The organism is Haliea sp. E1-2-M8 (assembly GCF_030649675.1).
Classification (GTDB): Bacteria; Pseudomonadota; Gammaproteobacteria; order Pseudomonadales; family Halieaceae; genus Haliea.
The window spans coordinates 33,894-53,583 of record NZ_JAUTDR010000028.1 but is presented as its reverse complement, the minus strand read 5'-3'; the positions used below and the strand labels follow the sequence as shown (position 1 = coordinate 53,583).

Below are 19,690 nucleotides of genomic sequence, written 5' to 3'. Positions count from 1 at the left end.
CTTCGACATAAACACTCCTTTTGCCCATTATGGGCTTCTTTGAAGTGTCCGTGGAAGTGGGGTAGAACCCGAACCCCTCGACAGGGTTTAGGCTGTGCAATGCTTTGAGAAGATTTGATTTTCCGCTTTCATTTCGCCCAAGTAGTGACGTTATTCGGGAGACTTGGATTTCACCACTATCGTTGATTGAGCGAAAGTTTCTTGCCCTGAATGATTTTAGCTGCACTAGTATTCTCCTTTTTTCTTATTTCAGCAATGCCGAAAACAACCACGAGCAAACTCGAACTCTTGAATCAGCTGGAGCCATAAGAGTTAATTAACCAGAACGGGCCGTATAACGCCATTCCGGTTAGTTCGAAAATTTGATCTGAAAGCACCGCTATTTCTTGCTTTTAATCAACACGTTAGCGATTCCCACGCCAAATACAACCAAGATAACCGGACGCTCCCTGCAAACCCGGTGCGTCATTTTCTCCAATCAGGTCCCGACCTTTTATATCAATTTCAATAAGTTGCATCAGTGCTTCAATCCCGAGTGTGACACGGCCGGTGAAAAAGCTAAAACAATAACCAGAACTCGCCACCCCTTTGAGCCTTGAGAGGCTCCCAACAGGCCCTTTGCCGAGTGGCTGCTTTGGGTCGAAGCTGATATTTGACTTTGCTGCGTCCATCGCCGAAGGCGCGAAGTTGATTGACTTGTTATGTTCATAGGATTTTCTTCTTTAGCTCGGCTGCCTTTGTGTTGAATTCATCTTGTGTTAATACACCTTCATCAAGTAAATTTTTGTACTCGAGCAATTCTTCGCGCGCTTTCCTTTGAGAGAAGTCTTTACCTACTTTCCCAATAAATGAAGATCCAGAGCGATTACCTATTTGTGGAGGCAGATTTACTCCTAGCAGTATCAAGAGTGTAGTAACACCTGCATATACCATTCCTCCGTAGGCAAGAAAATTACCTAGGCCTCTGATATCGGCAAAATCATGCAAACCAGCTCCAACAATAAAAATTGCGCCGCCCACGAGAGCGTGAAAAAGTATTTTTTTAAACATATATCACTCGACCTTGCTGAACATGACGCCGCTGCAAAGGCGCAAAGTAAAGCTGTCACACCCCTTTCGTCAGCAAGGGGTGTGACAGCTTAATTTTGTCGCTCCTAAGTGCTTTATTATGCATTGAACCACTCACTGAAGCGACTCGAAATTTCACTAGGAATATGGTTCGGAAAATTCGTGAAGTCGACATACGGTAAATTGCATTCCTTACACTCGCTCTTATACCACTCGCTTCCATCTGCCTGCTTTTGAAGGAAGCTCAGCGCATTCTCTTTGGATTCATCTTTTAGCCAGTGCTCGTTCTTACTGAGGATGCGGTCATATCTTTTCCCGAGATCCTTGTCCTCATAACCACAGTAGATTGCGGCGCTAGGGCCAAACAGCGCTACAGCTACTTCCGGGTCAATCCATCCCCCGTCCAAGATGCATTTTCGACCGATTGCGAGGATATGAGTAGCCGCAACCTGGCAAATGGACTTAGTAGCGACTTCTAGATCGGAATCTGATTTAAAGGCCGGTCGCAAGGTATTGTAAAACGCATCCAGATGGATCAATGAGAGGCTATTTGTGGTCGCCAATTTCAGTGCGACAGTAGTCTTTCCAGATGCACTTGCACCACCTATGAAGAACACGCAGCTCATGGTCAGGCCTCAAGATGCATAAAACGAATTAACCAGACCTGGTCGTATAACACTATTCCGGCTAATTCGAAAATTGGATATGAAGACACCACTATTTATTCTCTGTAACCAACACGTTAGAAATCCCCACTCCAAATCCAACCGAGATAGCCAGACGTCATTAGCAACCACGACTCACCATCATCAATAAACGGCGGCTTCGGGTCGAAAGCAGCCTCAATATTTTACATACACTCCCACTAGTGATCGAGAAAGGACATGTGCTGCAGTTCGTATTCCGCAATATCCAGAAACAAATCCCTGCCATCGATTTCTTTAGCGGTGCTCTCCACCTCGTCGCCGCGGGCCCTCCCCGATAGATTCTCCAGACATTCATAGATTATTTTCATTATGGCGGTAGCCCCGTTGTAGAGATTCATGCAAGGGCGGGCGCCAGCAGCTCTGGCTGCGCACTGGGAAGGCCACAACAGTGGTATAGGGTTGCGGCTCCCACTCAACATACTTCTGGGGAAACCGGAACTCCCGGGCAGCTTGCAGCAGCCATTCCAGCGCGGCTTGGTCAGCTGATGACTCTTGCACCAGCACAGATTCCACCCGCCCCTCCCTGCCCACTTCGAACTCCAGCAGTACCTGAAGCGGCTTCAGGTTAATCAGGCAGACCCCTTTGGTTTCGCGATGATAAGGCACATAAAACTCGGTCGGTACGGGTTGTAAATACCGTGGCGGCAGCCCGGTGGCCGGCCCTTGACTGGAATAGGCTGGTACTGTGCCGAGCAGCAGACAAACCGCTAGTAGCAGTGGAATAAGCTTCAAGGGGCCGCTCTCCCGGCAAGCAAGCCAGCATTGGCTGGTAGTCGACGCTGTTCGGCGATCATTTGCGGGGTACTGCCTTCGTCATCCCGTAAAGCGGGATCGGCTCCCGCCGCCAGCAAGGCCTTCACACTTTGTTCTCCCAGCCAAACCGCGGCTGCGCGGTGCAGCGGCGTCGCGCCGCGCTCATCCCGAGCATTGGGGTTCGCACCGGCTTCCAGCAGCAATTTCACTACCTCCGGTGTATGCACTGCCAGGTGCAGGGCGGTCTCGCCATCGATAGTGCGGGCATTGATGTCACGCTGTGCCCGCACCAGGGGCTCAAGCAATGGTGCAGGGAAGCGCGGTGAAAATACTGCCCGGTGCAGCGGTGTCGCGCCATCGTAGGCAGTTGCATTGGCCAGTGCTTCGTCTGCGGAGAGTTCGGGCAGCGCTGTTCTGGCCCCCTGCAACGCCGCTCTGTGTAGGGCACTGTTGCCGTAACTATCGCGGGCAGCGGGGTTTTCACCATCATCGGCCGGGAGCTCTGGCCCGCCTGAGATGGCTCGCGCAGCGTCATGCATCAGGCTCTTCAACTCCTCGGTGCCCAGGTTGGCAACGAATACAGAGGCTCCAAGCAGCTGCTCCCTGTGATTCACCGGGGACACCGCAACATCATCCAACTCCAGCAACAGCGGAGCCGACTCCCCAAACTCAGGAAAGGCCGAATAGGGTATGGCGCGTATCACCTCCAGCACCCGCCGCAGATTCGATGCCAGTTTGTCGAGATCGGCAGCTTCGCCCTCTCTCGAATATGCCAGATTGAGTTCCGCGCCGGTGTGCACGCGGAAGTCATCGAGCAGGCGATAGACGGTGCGCGAGTGGGGCTCCAGCGTGTCCTGGAGATAGGCCGCCAGCCTGGCCGCGTCGCTGAAATGCACGCGCAATTTTGGGCTTTGCTGTCCGCGCCTAACACCACCATGGCCTGCGCCGCCTCCGCGGAGTCGCAAACCCCTCTGCCCGGGCTCCACCGTTAGGTGAACAAAGAAGCCCGGAGCCCGGTAGCCGCGCTCGGTCAAGTCGTCGTGGAGCGTCTGCAGGAAGTCGCGGTAGTGCGCCCGATGACTATCGATGCAGTCCAGGTTCGGGCGATAATCCAGCAAGGTCGGGTCGGGAAATACGTGGAAATCTCGCCACAGGGCCTGCTCCAGAATGCGAAGCGTTTCGTGGGATACCATCGGGCAGTTTGCTGAGCGCCCCTGCTTTCCTACGGTCGCCATGTCCAGCTGGAGTATGGCCCTGCGATCTGGTGTGACCGACGAGTTACGTTGGTAGTCCAGTTGCGCGAGCAGAGCGAGCTTGCCATTGGCTGGAACAGCTGCTTGGGTGAGGTACTGTGCTTGAACGCCGAAGCCGAAGTGACGCCGCCAGGGACCATTCTCACCGATCTCGCCCAGCAGGGCCCAGCCGCCTTCACCACCCAAGTGCAGAAGCTTGCCACCTGGCAGCCATTTCAGGGCTCGATTGTCAGGAACCAGGTGCCGCTGCAGCAGGCCCCCGTCAGCAATCGAGTAGACCAGCATCTCACTCAGACCGCGATGATCGTCCCCCGCTGACTGGGTCAATAAGAATGCGCGACCTCCGTCCAGACCTAGCAGGCTGGCGTCAAACCGCTCCGCCGAGGCAATTTCGGCCCGCAGTAGCAGCTGGCCGTTATGATCAATATGACGCACTTCGTAACGCCTGGAATCATTGCTGGCTGCGCGGGAGAGGACGGCCAGCCCGCCTTCTTTAACACGCGTCAAGCCATCTTCCGACACACCACCTGGCAGATCAACGCGCCACAGTATTGTGCCATCCCGGTCCTGGGCCCAGATCTGCCACCGGGGCCCGATCTCGCGAACCGTATAAAGCCGCAGCCCGGTCTCGTCAGGCAGTGTACCGCGATAAGGAGGCACCTCGAACTCGCGCTCGGGGCCAAGCGGTGTGCCGTCAGTCATTGACACCTTGACCGACACAGCGCGTCTGTTGCCGTCTGGATCATGTTCCCGTTGCCACAACAGGAGGTCATCGCCTGTCGGGACTATGGCCTCGACCGCACGGGATGCGGCGAGCCGATATCGCCACCGAAGTTGCCCCGCGGCATCGAAAGCCAGCAGGTAATTTCCTGGCTCATAGTCATACCCACTCGGGTCCGTCCAGGGGCGCTGGACTGAGCCTGACAGCAAGTAACCACTTCCGCCAGCCACCGCGAAGGCTCTATCCTCGAAGTACGGCGGCAAGCCATCAAGGTGGACAACGCTCTCACCTTCAGCGATGCCATGGTGCGGGCGCTCCGGCCAACCGTACTGGCACCCATACCGCGCGTCCAGCGTGATGGCGTTTACGACGGTCTCACCGCAGCCAGCATGTTTGGCAATGAGGGTTGGGGCTCCCCCCCGGTACACTCGTTCGATGGACTCAACTTTCTGCCCGGGTCCAGCAAGATTGCGCAATTCGGCAAGGTAGGCCGCTTCCGCGACGCGAATCACTTCCTCTTCGTCGGGCCAATCCTCCGCGGGCAATGCGGCGTTGGCCTGCGCCAGCAACCGGCAGTGCAGGTTAAGCAGTTCGCCTTTCCGATTAAAGTGCATGTTGCAGCTCTGGTTTTCCGCCCGCACCCCGTCGATGAGTTGGCGGGCCCACAAGGTCAACCAGGCCGCACCGGTGCCGCCGTGATGGGACTGCAGGTAAGTAGACCAGTCCAGCGTATAGCCCTCGGGCCGGGGGCGACACAGATTCTGGTCCAGCTTCTCCATCAGCCGTGCACCCACAGTGTCGGGGTCGGCGGCCAGCTGGTCGAGATCCTCCTTTGGGAACAGTCCGGGGGAGGCAGCACCATCTTTCAGTGCAGGCGATGGATAGACCACTTGCCACTGGTTTAGTCGCCACTCCTCGCGCAAGTAAGCCGAATCATAGTGGTACGCAACATGAACTTCATCGTGACTGAACGCGCCATGAACTTCACTCCGTTCGCAGCCTGGTGGCAACGCAGCGGCATGCAATGCCAGGCTCTGTAGCGCCAAGCAAATAAGGACTGTCCCTGGAAAATTCCGGAGTCCGCGCATGTGCTGGAACATCTTGTTATTAATTTTCAGCACCCTGGAGCCAACGGCAGTGGTTCTGTGATACCACACTAGCTGAACCCCGGCAAACACGGAATGTCTGGACGTCTGCTGCTCTCAGGAGAGACGTATCCGTCGTGAAGAATCCATACTGAATACCGGCTTCACTCAATTGTTCAGCCATGTTCGGGTTGACGTAATCTGTGATTAAAAGGTCCGCGCTTGTGGGAGATTGGCGGGACTTACTCTGATCCGTCCTGCAATACGAGGCGCCGTAAATTAGGTTGGCAAAACTCTTTTGTACTCCAGGGAGTAGCTGGTACTTCGCCCACCGCCGGGGTCTTTCCTGAGTGCGCCGCGCTTCATTAGATCGAGAATATCCCGGTAGGCAGTATCCTGGGAGCATTTTGCGAGCTTAGCCCACTTGGACGTTGTCAGTTTTCCTTCAAAGCCGTCCAGGACCCGGTTCAGCACTTTAATCTGGCGCTCATTCAGGGGCTCCCTGGCAAACTGTTCCCAGAACCGCGCCTTGTTCTTAACAGCGGCAAGTTTTTCCTGTGCGCCCTCAATTGCCCGGTAGAGGCACTGCAGAAACCAGGTGAGCCAGGGCGTTACGTCGAGTCCACCTTTTTGGGTGCGCTCCAGCAGGGTGTAGTAATCGTTGCGTTCGATACGGATTTGCGCCGACATGCTGTAAAAACGCTGCGCCGATCCGTCCGCGCGGGCCAGAGCCATATCCGCAATGGCGCGCGCGATACGGCCATTGCCATCGTCAAAGGGGTGGACAGTCACAAAATGCAGATGTGCCAGACAGGCGACCACCAGCGGATCGAGGCCGCAGGGGGCCTCGAACCACGCCAGGAAACCCGCCATTTCCAGCGGCAGACGATCCGCTGGAGGGGCTTCATAATGGACCTTTTGTCGTCCTGTAGCGCCCGAGACGGCTTGCATGGGACCACCGCTGTCATTGCGCCACTGGCCTACCAGAATTTTGTGCATGCCGTTGCGCCCTGTCGGGAAAAGGGCAGCATGCCAGCCAAAAAGTCGGTCTTCGGTGAGGGGGGCCATGTAGTTGCCGGTCGCGTCCAGCATCATTTCGACAATACCATCGATATTTCGATCTGATGGAACAAGGCCGGCAACATCCATGCCGAGTTGCCTGGCAATGGAAGAGCGGACCTGTTCTCTTGCCAGTTTCTCGCCTTCGATCTCGCTGGAATTGACGACCTCTTCCGTCAGTGTTTGCAGATGGGCTGCATCGCGCAAATCGAACCCCAGCCCCTCCATTCTCCCCAGCAGGCGGCCCTGCTCGCGCGATACCTGGGCCAGAAGGCCGGCCAGGGCATCGTTATCCCAGGTGAATGTGGGCCAGCCTTTTCTGCTCCAGATATACATTTTATCTCCGCACGATGTGCGGATAATATCGACGCTATTCCCGCAGAGTCAAGAGTAATATCCGCTTGGATTGCGGAGAATAGTCTCGCTGATCTCCGCATCATTGCTGATAGGGTCCTTTCCGGTCACATAGGTGACAGTTCATTCCGATCTTTATCACTCTGCCGCGCAGCGGGACCTGAACGACGCCGGGTCCTGATTGTAGCGACGTACACAGGCCTGACAAATGCAGGCCTTGCCCTTTGCCGGAGGAGGGACCAGCTCAACAAGTCCCACGGGTATAGTGGCGGCAATGCACCAGCAGAGCTGCGTGCTCTTCGCCATGCAGGTATTCACTTCGCCACAGAATGGGCACGTGTCTTCACCGTCGACTGCCGTCATGGACAAACCTCTCGATGTCACGTTCCGGAAACCTGCCGCGACATTTCCGCCAGCTCGCTTGCGTCCACCGGCCTGGTGGCGCCCGGTTCCAGACCACCCAGGCACACGGGCCCTACCGAAACGCGGTGCAGCGCGAGCACCTTGTTCCGGAACGAACCGAACATGCGCTTCACCTGGTGATACTTGCCCTCGACCAGCGACAGCCTGGCCCGGTACGCGGAGAGTATCTCCAGCCGTGCCGGCAGTGTGGTAATGCCTTCATAGGCAAAGTAGATGCCCGCCTGAAACGCAGCCACGTATTCCCCGCTCAAGGGCTCGGATACACTCACCTCATAGGTCTTGGGGAGTTTCGTCTGCGGCGAGCTGATCCGGCTTGACCACGCCCCGTCATTCGTCAGCAGCACCAGGCCCGTGGTATTGAAGTCCAGCCGCCCGGCAATATGCAGCTCATCCTTGCGGGGGTGCTGAACCAGATCCATTACCGTCGGGTGCTTGCTGCCCTTTGTCGCACTGACTACACCCGCGGGCTTGTTCAAGGCGAGATAGACCGGCTGCTCGCTCTGCAGGCAGACACCATCCAGCTCAACGCGGGTGAACTTCGTCACCGCCTGCTGAACCGAATCCGCCACAACGCCATCCAGCATTATCCGCCGTTGTGCCAGCAACAGGCGAGTGTCTGCCATCGAGCAATCGCTGTTCTGGCTGATAAAACGATCGAGTCTGGTGGTATAGGTCTTCATGGCAGGCTGGCGAACCGGGTGAGTGTTGACGGCATTATTTCACGTCAAACGCATGTCATCAGTACCTCTGCCAGACCGCTATCGCCTGGATGCAGAGGTCATACAAGAGAGACGCCAGTTTTTATTGCTGTGGCGCCTCAGTCGTCTTCCCGAAGTGTCAGCTTGCCCAGCCGCTCCCCCACCAGAAGATGCTGGTAGGCTTCGTCATTCGTGTCCCTTGGCGCCTCGAGGGTGAAATCTACCGTATCCTGAAACACCATGACAAAGTCGGAACCCCCGAACGCAAAGTGCCCCAGCATGTCGCCCTTCTTCACCTGCGCCCCCGGCTTGACATTGTCCTCCAGGTTTACTGAACTGACCGCTGACATGCCTATGGGCAACAGCGCCACCAGGCCATACCTGTCAGTTTCCAGAATCACACAACCCCTGGTCTCAATGCTTTGCCATCCCAATCTTTCCGAGGGGTCAAACGCATAGCGGTTATTAGCCGCATCCCACCAAATGGAGCCGCCAGTTGTGCTAACGCCCGGAATGATGTGCACCTCCCGGATGGTTCCGCCCAGTGGGAAATGGTAGCGATGGTAGTCGTTGACGTTGAGGAATGAATGGGTAAAAGTGCCGTTTGCAAAGGCATTTCGATACTCGCTGTCCTCACCGATAAGACGCGCTATGGACCGGAGACTCGAGGCTTTTACCGGCACGGGATCCCGCGCGACGAGATTGGAGTCTCCATCAATCGCCCAGACGCCCTGGGGCACCGAATCAGCAAAGGAAGCCACAACACTGTCATCCAGCGGTGCCGCAATGGGACGCATCGCGGGTGATTTGAGATAGCGGGCAAAAAATTCGTTGAAGGTGCTCCAGTTGCCGGAATCCTCGTACCAGTCATTTTGCAGCCCGAAGGCAGGGTCGTTCAGGGCCATTCCGTAATAGGTTTCGTTCCAGGACTCCGGCGTGTCGAGAAAACTGCCCCAGGATTGACTGAATACATTCAACCAGGATGCAAAGGGCTCGGCGTACTGCAGGGTGTTATTGACCAATCCCTTGCCCTCCAATTCAGGCAACGGCTGCTCAACCAGAAAATGGAAATACACCAGACTCTGGTAAATGTTGTCATATATTTCCGGATATTCGGGCTTCTTCAGCAGCGCCCAGGGCATCGCTGTTTCAGCCCAGGATACAAAATCGAAGTACTCTTCCAGGCTTTGCGCAGGATTGGTATTTCGATCCGGATTGATCTGCCTGGCCTGTTCGATGGAAGCGGCCAGCATTGATTTCAGGTCCGGGTTTGCCTCGACCAGTGCCATCAACTCGCTCGCCGCCGGCCCGTATTTAACCGCGCCACCAGAATCCCCTTTGGCACCAGCGGTAAGCAGTGCTGCAAGCGCCAATACCGCCATTATGGCAAACTGATTCAGCCGGGTGCGGCACCTGACATCCTTCGTATTCATAAATGTTCCTGCTTGTAGATATAGTAATTAATACACCGCAAGCATAGTCGGAATTTTGCAAAGGCGCAGTAACCGGGCAGCAGCAAGGTGGTAGCGGACACCTCCAGAAGCCTCATCTGTCGCACAACCCAGGGTTCATGATGTGTGAAATCAGGCCAGTTGTGGTGTCAAAAGTGCCTAAGTCCTGATATGTGATACTACACCCAGACCTCTCCATGACCGTGGGAAGCCCATGTTCCAGAGTGATGTTATGCTACCCCGCGCGCCGCAGCGGCCCTGTCCAGGTCATAGGTAGCCTGGAGATTCATCCACAGCTTTGGCGAAGTCCCCAGGGTGTCAGCGAGATCTAATGCAGCCTCTGCAGTGATTCCCCGCTTCCCGCGGATGAGTTCATTGAGCCGCGCCTTCGTCCAGCCTATTCTCCGTGCGAACTCAGCCTGACTCATGCCCTGGGGTTCGAGGAATTCCTCGAGCAGCATCTCGCCGGGATGGAACGGATGTTTGGGTTGCCTGTCCACAGCCTTCACCTCTATCTGTGATAATCCACTATCTGTACATCGTGTGATTGCCCGCCACTCCAGCGGAAAACCAGTCGCCATTGATCGTTGATTCGTATCGAGTGAAATCCTCTCAAATCACTTTTTAAAGCTTCCAACCTGTTACCAGGTGGAACTCGAAGATCCTGTAAGTCTGTTGCATCATGCAAGTAGAGTAGTTTTCGCCTGGCGATTCTCCGAAGTTCATTTGGAAATGATCTGGTTGCCTTACTCTTCCTGTCATAGAAGAGGTCTTCCGCCACAGCGTTTCCAAAGGATTCGATCATGTTCCTATGTTATCGGAATTTGATAACTCTAACAATGACTGTATTCCCAGCAGAAACCTGCGGGAGATTTGCGGAACTGACCCTGATTTATTGTGCTTCGTGGTGCTAATTGCGCTGTGGGTGTTCGAATTTAAGTTAACAAAATCAACCAGTTAAAAATCTACAGCCAAATCCATAAGGCTGGGGTCACTGGCCGGACCGTCAAGTCCAGCCGTATCTACCACTGGCGCAGGTAAACACAAGCCAGGTCAAACCGGACTGATCCCGCCACAAGCGGGCGGCCAGAGTCAGAATCCGCCGCACCACCGCCAGCATCAGGCCGTAGGCTTCGAAGACTGTCCGGAATGGTGGCAAACCGCTCCACCCAGGCCACATAGCCGGGCACCATGGCGCAGGTCACCCCGCGCCTGAAGCTCATCAGCTCGTAGGCCCGCAACAGCTGGTCGATCATGTCCGGCGGATACATGATGTCGTCGTCCACGGTGAGGATGAGGCTGTCCGGGAATTGCTGCAACGCGTAGTGGATTTTCTTGTAGGAACCGCGGTTGCCTTCACAGAAGCGGATTTCCAGCCCCCGCTCACACTACCGCCGCAACAGCTCCTGGCGGAGCCTGACGAGACTTTTGTCCGGTGCGATGCGCTCGGTCACCTGCTTGCCGGGGCTGTGCAGGAGGCCGGGGGCGATCCGCGACAGTACTGTGGCAGCGTCGCGGCACCGCCACCCCAGGTCTCCATGATGAGGATAGCTCACGGGTACATGAAAAAGTTCTGGTCATAATGATAGGTGCTTGATGCGATACTCGCGCGATGCAACCTTCACGATATTTTCCACGTTACCTGACACCATGCCCGTGAGAGCTGATGAGTAAGCCACTAGACCGAATCAATTTCACGATCACTACCCTGGTACTGATCGCCGTTTCCTTGCCCCTGCTGCTGTTTCCCGGCGCGAGTTCGGCGATACTGTTGACCACCTACGACTGGATTGCGGTGCACTTTGGCTGGCTTTACCTCCTGAGTGGAGCCGCCGCGCTGGTGTTTCTCGCCTGGATCGCGTTCGGACGGTTTGGCGATGTTCGGCTCGGTGAGGGCGAGCCCGAGTTCTCCACGCCAAGCTGGGCAGCCATGCTTTTCAGCGCAGGCGTCGGCGCGGGCCTAATGTACTGGGCAGCCATTGAATGGGCATCATATCTCGCCGCGCCGCCCTTTGGCGCTGAACCTTATTCGTCCGAGGCGGCGACCTGGGCATCCTCCTATGGTGTGCACCACTGGGGGTTTGTCGCCTGGGCGCTCTATTGCGTGCCGACCCTGGCGATCGCCTATTCCTTTTACGTGCGCAAGGTACCCCACCTCAAATACAGCATCGCCTGCGATTACTGGCTGGCCGGCAAGGAAACGGGGCCCCTGGCGCGGGTACTGGATTCGCTGTTCATGATCGCCCTTATCGGTGGCGCCGGTTCTTCACTGGGATTCTCGACGCCCCTGATCGCGGCGCTGGTGGGACGTCTCGTGGGTGTTGAGCCGGGCTTCGGGCTGGAAATGGCCGTGGTCGCCGTCTGCGTCGTGCTGTTTGCCGGCAGTGTGTATCTCGGGCTGAATCGAGGCATCAGACGTCTGTCCGACCTCAACATGATACTCGCCTTCATACTGCTCGCGCTCGTGCTGGTGCTCGGCGATACCCTGTTCCTGGTAAATACCGCCGTCAACGCCATCGGCCACAGCCTGCAGAACCTGATTCGGATGTCCCTCTGGACGGAACCGTTCAATGACACGGGCTTTGTTCGTGAATGGACAGTTTTCTATTGGGCCTGGTGGGTCGCCTACGGTCCTTTCGTCGGTCTTTTTGTGACGCGTATTTCCCGCGGGCGCAGCCTGCGGAGCGTGATTCTGGGTATGCTTAGCTTCGGCCCCGCCGGCTGCTGGCTGTTTTACCTGATACTGGGTAACCACGGCCTCGGCCTGCAGCTGGCAGGCACGGTGGATTTGCTGGGCATCATGGCCGCAAGTGATGGCAACCAGGCGATTATCGCTGGCCTTGACGCACTGCCAGCATCCACGCTGCTGGTGGGGCTGCTGTGCCTCGTCAGCACCATTTTCTGTGCCACTACCTACGACTCTGCCTCCTATACCCTGGCCGCCGGTGCAACCACGGCGATGCACCCCAGTGAGGACCCGGCCCGCTGGCACCGGCTGTTCTGGGCATTCGCGATTGCCATCCTGCCTGTTTCGCTCATGTATGTAGGTGGTATCCGGGAGGCGCAGACCGCGGTACTGGTTGTATCACTGCCCCTGTTATTCACCTTGTGGCTGGGCGGGCTGGCACTGAGCAAGTCCTTGAAACGAGACGAGGGGACACTTGAAAAAACCTAAACAGAACTGCAGTATTCGTTGCTTGATGTGGACGCGCTGTTAGGACAGCATTCCGAGACAACGAAAAGCAAGATAGGTTCCCGTTCTATGGATCAAGCGACCCATCGTCAGCTGCCCTCCACTTCCAGCTTCCGACCCAGCCCCCTGGTGATTGCGCTGCGCCGCTCATTAACGCTGCCTCTGGTGGCCTCCTCCCTGGCGATCCCGCCGGCCTTCGGACAGGAATCCGGCCAGGCCGGACTGCGGCTTGAGGAGGTTGTGGTAACAGCGCAGAAGCGCACCGAGAGCCTTCAGGACGTACCCATCAGCGTGCAGGCCCTTGGTTCCGCAGAACTCGACCGGCTCAACATCAGCGGATTCTCGGATTATGTACAACAGTTGCCGTCGGTGTCATTTACCCAGCGCCGCCCCGGCCAGGCGAGCCTGTTTATGCGAGGTGTTTCCGAGGGTGGCAACGGCAACCAGTCCCTCCAGGGACCGTCGGTGGCAATCTACCTCGACAATCAGCCCGTTACGGCGATTGGCTTCAACCTCGACCCCCATATCTATGACGTGGAGCGCATCGAAGTACTGATGGGCCCCCAGGGTACCCTCTACGGTGCGGCTTCCCAAGCGGGAACGCTGCGCATCGTCACTAAAAAACCGTCAAGGGATGCCTTCGAGGCAGGCGTGGACTTCACTGCCGAGACCATCAGCGGCGGCGGCAACAGTTACCTGGCTGAGGGGTATGCGAATATACCTCTTAACGACCGCATGGCACTGCGAGTCGCGGCCTGGTGGGACGATGACGGCGGCTATATAGACGCTGTCGAAGACACGATCACCTACCCTTTGTCCGGCATCACCCGCGGCAACGCTGGCTTTGTTGAGGACGACTTTAACGAGGTCGAAAAGCGCGGGCTGCGCGCAGCGCTCGGAGTAGACCTCTCCGATCGCTGGAGCGCCGTGGCATCAGTCTCGCACCAGCGGCTGGAGACGAACGGCATCTGGGACCATGACCCGGAAGGCCTCGGGGATTTCAAAGTCGGCAGGTTTTTCGAGGACTCCCAGGAGGACGAGTGGACGCAGTTCGCCCTGACCGTGGAGGGAGACCTCGGCTTCGCGGATCTGACCTACGCCGGCTCCTACCTCGACCGGGAGTTCGAGACCTACAGCGATTATTCCCACTATTCGATCGATGGCTTCGTCGAGCCTTACTACACTTGTTATGTCTCCTATTTCGGTCCCTGTGTAGACCCCAGTATCCAGTACTCCAACTTGAGCGACCTTAGCTACGAGAGCCACGAACTCCGCCTGGCGAGCTCCGGCGATAACCGCCTCAACTGGGTCGCGGGCGTTTTCTACAGTGAAGTGGAAACGGCTTTTGAAAGCCGCTGGTCCGTCCCGCCGATCAACCCCGGCGCGGCAGTGGAAGACGACTTGTACTTCCAGACGGACCAGGTTCGTGTAGACAAGGAAAAGGCCATCTTCGGCGAGCTCTACTATGACCTCACCGAGGAACTGGTTCTCACGCTCGGGTATCGGCGCTTCAAAAACGAAACCACACTGGACGGCTTTGTCGGCACCATTTTCTGGCCTGACTGCTGCTATGGCTACAGCTCGCAGCGTCCGCCCGATAATGTCGCCAGCGAGTTCGACGGCAGCGACGGCACTGGCAAGGTGAGCCTGGCCTACAATTTCTCGGACGACATCATGGTGTACGGAACAGTCTCGGAGGGGTATCGCCCTGGCGGGGTCAACCGTGCTCCCGGTGTAGGTGAGACCTACCAGCCCGACTTCCTGACCAGCTATGAGCTGGGCTGGAAGACCGAGCTGCAGGATGGCCGCCTGCGTATTAACGGGGCTGTCTATCACATGGAGTGGGACGATGTGCAGATCGGCTTTTTCAACCCCGACATCTCCCTGCTCGGTTTGGTGGACAATGTCGGTGCCGCGGAAAGTACGGGCCTTGAACTGGACGCGACCTGGCTGCTCACCGACTCCCTGGACCTCATGCTGACCTATTCCCGCAACAACGCGGAGCTCACGGAAGATTACTTTGCGCGCTCCGACGCCACCGCCCCAGACGCTACCGACGGCCAGGACCTGCCGTTCACGCCGGACACAAAGTACACGATCACGGGGCGCTACCACTTCCCGGTTCAGGGCTTTGACAGCACCCTGCAGCTCAACTGGACGTACACTGACGAACAGTGGAACGATATCTTCGCGAGCACCCGTGAGAAGATGGACTCGTATGGCCTGCTGAATGCAAGCTGGCGCATCGAGGCCGGCAGATGGCACGCCTCCCTGTTCGGCAGCAACCTCACCGACGAAGTGGCGGAGCTGTACATCAACTCTGTAGACATTCAGCGACTGGTTACCGTGAACCAGCCGCGTACTTTTGGTGTAAGCTTCGGCATGAACTTCAATTAGGGCATGCATTCGCGGTGGTAAAAGCTCCTGCGCAGCGGCCACTCCCGGCTCCCCTGGAGCGCGCTTCAGCATTCATTCGGCAGGGGATGCTGGGCAAGGCGGAGGGCGTGCTGCGCGACTATGTCTACGACTATCCGGACGACGTCAACGGCATACGCCTACTGGGGGAGGTCGGTCTCGCTCTCGGTGCCCTGCGCGATGCGGAGACGCTACTGGCGCGGGCCGTTGCCCTCGCGCCGGACTATGCTGCAGCGCGCTTCGCCTACGCCAACGCCCTCTATCGCCGCCACCGCTACACGGAATCTCTCGCCGAACTCGATCAACTGCTGACAGGAGATCCCGGAAATCCGGCCTGGCTGACCTTAAAAGCGGCCAACCTCGTCGATCTCAATGAGCATACCCGGGCGCTACCGGTGCTCGAGACGGTCATTAAACAACACCCGCACTACCGCCAGGCCTGGCTCAGCTACGGTCACGCGCAACGGGCGCTGGGTACTACCGAGGACGCAATCAAGGCCTACGAGCGCTGCCTTGAACTGGATACCGGTGTGGGCGAGGCCTACTGGTCGCTGGCCAACCTTAAAACCTATCGTTTCAGCGAACAACAACTCGCTGCCATGGAGGCGTTGCTCAAGCGCAAGGACTGCGATTTTCGCGACTACTACCATGCGCTGTTCGCGCTCGGTAAGGCGCGCGAAGATGCCGGGGATTACCAGAAGGCGATGGCGGCCTACCTGAAAGGCAATCAGGTACGGGGCCGTCAAGTACCCTGGGATATGGCCGGTTTCGAGCGCGACAGTCAAGAAATTATGAATTTCTTTGACGAGGCTTTTTTTGCGACCCGCAGTCACTGGGGTGACCCGGACCCGTCGCCGATCTTCGTGGTCGGCCTGCCGCGTTCTGGCTCCACACTGGTCGAGCAAATCCTGGCCAGCCACTCACAGGTGGAAGGCACAGCCGAACTTGCGGACATTATCGCTATTGCGCGAGATCTGTCGGGCAAGTGCCGACGCACTGACGTATCGCGCTACCCGCGAGGTTTAAAGGATCTTGACCGGGAAACGGTTGCGGCCCTGGGCGAGCGCTATATTGCCGGAACACGTGTGCAGCGGCTTACCGATGCACCTTTCTTCGTCGACAAGATGCCCAACAACTTTTCGCATGTCGGGCTGATTCACCTCATTCTACCCAACGCGAAAATTATTGACGCCCGACGCCATCCGCTGGATTGCTGTTTCAGCGCCTTCAAGCAGCTGTTCGCCGCCGGGCAGGGATTCAGTTACGGTTTGCAGCGTATCGGCCACTACTACCGGTGGTATTGCGAAACCATGGCGCACTGGGATCGCGTGTTGCCGGGACGGGTGCATCGCATCCATCACGAGCAACTACTGGACGACCTGGAAGGGGAAGTGAGGCGCCTGCTAGACTACTGCGATCTCCCCTTTGAGCAACAATGCCTACAGTTTCACGAGACCGAGCGACGTGTGCGCACGGCGAGCTCCGAACAGGTTCGACAGCCAATCAACCGGGCGGGACAGGGCCGCTGGGAGCCGTTTTCTCAATGGCTTGACCCACTGCGGGATGCGCTGGGGCCCGCGCTGGATACCTATCCCTTTAACTGAGACACGATCGGCGCCAGGTTCTCATCGTCGGCAATCTGCTCCTTGAGCCACCGACGGAGCGTGCGCATTTTGGCGCTTTCCCAGCGCTCCGGTCGAGACACGAGATACCAGCGGTTCGGGTTTTCCACCGTACAACCCGGCAACGGTTCAATCAGCGTGCCCGCGCTCAGGCTCTTGGCAACGTAGGGCTCCTGGCCAAGCATGATCCCCATGCCGCTCTCGGCGCTGTTGACCGCCACTTCGTAGCTCTCCAGTTGCAGACTGCCGACGAGCGCTCGGGAGCCCAGGCCCATACCCGCGAACCAGTTGGGCCAATCTTCGGGTGAGGGATAGACCTGTAGCAGAGGCTTGCCTACGAGGTCTTCGGGCTCCGTTAACGGGCCTTCACGGGCGAGAAACCCCGGACTGCACACCGGACGCATATTGGCCCGGAAAAGCTCTTCCGCCACCAGCTCCTGTGGCGGCTCCCCGATCATGATCGCAGCATCAATATCATTGTGCTGCAGATCCGCATCCCGCTGGTCTGTGTGCAGGCGCACCTGAAAATCCGGCTGAAGCTCCTGAAAGCGGGAGAGGCGCGGCAGCAGCCAGCGGATGGCAAAGGTTGCGTAGACCTGCAAGGTGATGATGTTTCTACTCTCCCGCTGCTGGATAAGCGCAGTGGCTTCGGCGATCGAGTTAAAAGCCGTATGCAGCGCGGGGTAGTAAAGCTCCCCTCTGCTGGTCAGCTCCACACCGCGAGCCTGCCGCAGGAAAAGCGCGACCCCCAGATGGGCTTCCAGGGCCTTGATCTGGTGACTGATCGCTGACTGGGACACGCAGAGTTCTGCCGCAGCCTTCTTCAGACTCATGTGTCGAGCCGCGGCTTCAAAAGCACGCAAGGCGTTCAGGGAGGGCAGGCGCGCCCGCGTTAGAAGGTTTTCCATCGAGCCGTCACTCCGGCATAAGCGTGGGAAATCGAGCAGATAAGATTAGCAAATCTCATCTATTCAGTAAAAAAAAATGCTTGCTCACGGCGACGCCGGGTTGCCACCATGTGCCCGTTATGAGATTGAGCAAAGGCGTCTCCTGTGAGCAGTGATCAACCTGTCGCGTTCATTTCTGCCGGCGCTGCCGGTATCGGTCTAGCTATCGCCCGACGCTTGGGCAACGAGGGCTTCGCGTGTTTCGTCAACGATGTCGACGCCGATGCCGTAGCGGCCTTTAACCGCGAGTTCGGGGCGGGCACAGCGCAGGTCTGTGATGTGAGTGATCCGGAACAGGTAGATGCCTGCCTCGATACTTTCATCGCCAGTTCTGGACGCATCGACCTGCTCGTCAACAACGTGGGCATCGCGGGGCCGACAGCGGCTGTTGAAGATATCCGTGTTGAGGACTGGCAGCAAACCATCGACGTCGATCTGAGCGCCCACTTTCTCGCAACGCGACGCCTCGTTCCCCTCATGAAAGAGGCCGGAGCGGGTTGCATTGTAAACATGTCCTCCAACGCGGGGCTCCACGGCTTTCCGTTGCGCTCTCCCTACGTTGCGGCAAAATGGGCGCTCATCGGGCTTACCAAAACCTGGGCCATGGAGCTCGGGCGCTGGAAGATCCGCGTCAATGCAGTCTGCCCTGGCAGCGTGAGTGGTCCGCGCATCGACCGGGTAATCGACCGCGATGCGAGCCAGCGGAGACTCACGCCCGACCACATTCGGCAGGTCTATCAACGGCAAAGCTCCCTCCGGAGCTTTGTGGATGCCGAGGACATTGCAGCAATGGTCCACTTCCTGGCCAGCGACGCTGGAGCGCGTATCTCTGGACAGGCGATTGCCGTCGATGGAAACACAGAGGGGCTGACCAACTGGTTGGATGAATGATCCGGGGCCGTTATGCCCGACGCTTACGAATGGAGGTGCCAAGAGATGAAAGCGGCATGGTTTGACAGCTTTGGCCCCGCCGGGGACGTACTACAGCTCGGCGAGCAGCCCACGCCGGGGCCTGGAGACGGCGAAGTGCTGGTCCGCCTCGAAACCTCGGGCGTCAACCCTTCGGACGTTAAAAAGCGGGCGGGGGCGTTTCCCGACCTTCTCGACAACGGACTGGTGATTCCCCACAGCGATGGAGCGGGAGTGATCGAAGCAGTGGGGGCGGGGGTTCCTCCCTCCCGGGTCGGCGAGCGGGTGTTCGTTTACCAGGCCCAGCATGGTCGACGGTTCGGTACCGCTGCCGAATATGTGGCGCTGGAAAGCCGTCGCGCGCCCGTGCTGCCCGATGCGGCGTCTTTTGCCGTGGGCGCGTGCGTGGGCATTCCCATGATGACGGCCCACCGCTGTGTGCTCGCTGATGGTGACGTGGCGGGTCAGCGAATACTGGTAACAGGTGGTGCCGGTCGCGTGGGCTACTACGCAATCCAGTGGGCACTGCGAAACGGGGCGAAGGTGCTGGCTACCGCGAGCAATGAGCAGGACGCGGCGCTGTGCCGCGACCTGGGGGTCGAGGGCGTGGTGAACCATCGCGAGGCCGGATGGGGTAAACAGGTGCTCGAGCTCACTGGCGGCGAACGACTCGACCGGGTGGTGGACGTGGAATTCGGTGTCAATCTGGAGGAAGTGCTCGGCTGTATCCGCACTGGCGGCACCATCGCGACCTATTCCTCGACAGTGGTCCCCGAGCCGGCGCTACCCTTCCGGACGATGATGTTCATGGACCTGACCGTGCGCATGGTTATTGTGTACGCGATGCCAGAGGGGGCCAAAGCAGCCGCGGTCGCACACACACAGGCGGCCCTCGCCGCGGGCGAACTGCGGCACCGAGTGGCGCAAGAGCTGCCTTTTGCGGACATGGCGCGATCACATGAGCGTATTGAGGAGGGCGGTTGTGGCGGCTGTATCGTTGTCCAGATCAATGATTGATCAATGGACGGCTGA

General features: G+C 57.8%; 18 protein-coding genes. 5 read left to right on the top strand and 13 right to left on the bottom strand.

The annotated features are described in order from the left end of the window. Positions 1–705: 705 nt before the first annotated feature. From Q6D67_RS18425 to Q6D67_RS18380, 12 genes are all read right to left on the bottom strand, one after another. Positions 706–1,050: a hypothetical protein gene (locus Q6D67_RS18425; protein WP_304707138.1), complete on the bottom strand. Its 345-nt coding sequence runs from the start codon at positions 1,048–1,050 to the stop codon at positions 706–708. Positions 1,051–1,166: 116 nt separating this feature from the next. Further along, complete coding sequence (locus tag Q6D67_RS18420) at positions 1,167–1,694, bottom strand: AAA family ATPase (RefSeq protein ID WP_304707137.1); 528 nt, start codon at positions 1,692–1,694, stop codon at positions 1,167–1,169. A gap of 239 nt (positions 1,695–1,933) precedes the next feature. Further along, positions 1,934–2,083, bottom strand: coding sequence for a hypothetical protein (locus Q6D67_RS18415; RefSeq protein WP_304707136.1), 150 nt, complete (start codon positions 2,081–2,083; stop codon positions 1,934–1,936). Then, a complete protein-coding gene (locus Q6D67_RS18410) occupies positions 2,067–2,507 on the bottom strand; it encodes an energy transducer TonB (RefSeq protein ID WP_304707135.1) in 441 nt (146 codons plus the stop codon). Before Q6D67_RS18410 ends, Q6D67_RS18415 begins: the two co-directional genes overlap by 17 nt. Further along, on the bottom strand, positions 2,504–5,548 hold the full coding sequence (locus Q6D67_RS18405) for an ankyrin repeat domain-containing protein (RefSeq protein WP_304707134.1): 3,045 nt from the start codon (positions 5,546–5,548) through the stop codon (positions 2,504–2,506). Before Q6D67_RS18405 ends, Q6D67_RS18410 begins: the two co-directional genes overlap by 4 nt. A 318-nt stretch (positions 5,549–5,866) precedes the next feature. Continuing rightward, the gene (locus Q6D67_RS18400) at positions 5,867–6,982 is read right to left on the bottom strand and encodes a Fic family protein (protein ID WP_304707133.1); all 1,116 of its coding nucleotides are present in this window, start codon (positions 6,980–6,982) and stop codon (positions 5,867–5,869) included. Between the two features lie 156 nt (positions 6,983–7,138). Continuing rightward, positions 7,139–7,363: a cysteine-rich CWC family protein gene (locus Q6D67_RS21890; protein WP_370551990.1), complete on the bottom strand. Its 225-nt coding sequence runs from the start codon at positions 7,361–7,363 to the stop codon at positions 7,139–7,141. Positions 7,364–7,380: 17 nt separating this feature from the next. Continuing rightward, positions 7,381–8,103 carry a pseudouridine synthase gene (locus tag Q6D67_RS18395; protein ID WP_304707132.1) on the bottom strand — a complete coding sequence of 241 codons (723 nt, stop codon included), beginning with the start codon at positions 8,101–8,103 and terminating at the stop codon, positions 7,381–7,383. A 137-nt stretch (positions 8,104–8,240) separates the two neighbouring features. After that, positions 8,241–9,503 (bottom strand): phosphatidylserine decarboxylase, encoded by a 1,263-nt coding sequence (locus tag Q6D67_RS18390; protein WP_304707131.1) that lies wholly within the window; start codon positions 9,501–9,503, stop codon positions 8,241–8,243. Positions 9,504–9,802: 299 nt separating this feature from the next. Next, a complete protein-coding gene (locus tag Q6D67_RS18385; RefSeq protein WP_304707130.1) occupies positions 9,803–10,072 on the bottom strand; it encodes a HigA family addiction module antitoxin in 270 nt (89 codons plus the stop codon). Positions 10,073–10,083: 11 nt separating this feature from the next. After that, positions 10,084–10,377 carry a type II toxin-antitoxin system RelE/ParE family toxin gene (locus Q6D67_RS21885; protein ID WP_370551989.1) on the bottom strand — a complete coding sequence of 98 codons (294 nt, stop codon included), beginning with the start codon at positions 10,375–10,377 and terminating at the stop codon, positions 10,084–10,086. Positions 10,378–10,594: 217 nt separating this feature from the next. Then, entirely contained in the window at positions 10,595–10,891 is a 297-nt protein-coding gene (locus tag Q6D67_RS18380) for a hypothetical protein (RefSeq protein WP_304707129.1), read from the bottom strand. Positions 10,892–11,238: 347 nt separating this feature from the next. Between Q6D67_RS18380 and Q6D67_RS18375 the strand changes: the two genes are divergently transcribed. The 3 genes from Q6D67_RS18375 to Q6D67_RS18365 all read left to right on the top strand — a co-directional run bounded on the left by Q6D67_RS18375 (position 11,239) and on the right by Q6D67_RS18365 (position 16,784). After that, complete coding sequence (locus tag Q6D67_RS18375) at positions 11,239–12,747, top strand: BCCT family transporter (RefSeq protein WP_304707128.1); 1,509 nt, start codon at positions 11,239–11,241, stop codon at positions 12,745–12,747. 87 nt (positions 12,748–12,834) lie between these two features. Further along, on the top strand, positions 12,835–15,162 hold the full coding sequence (locus tag Q6D67_RS18370; RefSeq protein WP_304707127.1) for a TonB-dependent receptor: 2,328 nt from the start codon (positions 12,835–12,837) through the stop codon (positions 15,160–15,162). Positions 15,163–15,248: 86 nt separating this feature from the next. Continuing rightward, positions 15,249–16,784 (top strand): sulfotransferase, encoded by a 1,536-nt coding sequence (locus tag Q6D67_RS18365; RefSeq protein WP_304707126.1) that lies wholly within the window; start codon positions 15,249–15,251, stop codon positions 16,782–16,784. On the opposite strand, the gene Q6D67_RS18360 is transcribed toward Q6D67_RS18365, so the two are convergent. Beyond that, complete coding sequence (locus Q6D67_RS18360) at positions 16,769–17,710, bottom strand: LysR substrate-binding domain-containing protein (RefSeq protein WP_304707125.1); 942 nt, start codon at positions 17,708–17,710, stop codon at positions 16,769–16,771. The two genes, Q6D67_RS18365 and Q6D67_RS18360, sit on opposite strands and share 16 nt — an antisense overlap. A gap of 144 nt (positions 17,711–17,854) precedes the next feature. Here Q6D67_RS18360 and Q6D67_RS18355 point away from each other — a divergent pair, with 144 nt between their 5' ends. Together Q6D67_RS18355 and Q6D67_RS18350 are read left to right on the top strand one after the other, a co-directional pair. Beyond that, positions 17,855–18,640 carry an SDR family oxidoreductase gene (locus tag Q6D67_RS18355; RefSeq protein WP_304707124.1) on the top strand — a complete coding sequence of 262 codons (786 nt, stop codon included), beginning with the start codon at positions 17,855–17,857 and terminating at the stop codon, positions 18,638–18,640. Positions 18,641–18,685: 45 nt separating this feature from the next. Further along, a complete protein-coding gene (locus Q6D67_RS18350; protein WP_304707123.1) occupies positions 18,686–19,675 on the top strand; it encodes an NADPH:quinone reductase in 990 nt (329 codons plus the stop codon). The last annotated feature ends 15 nt before the right edge of the window (positions 19,676–19,690 follow it).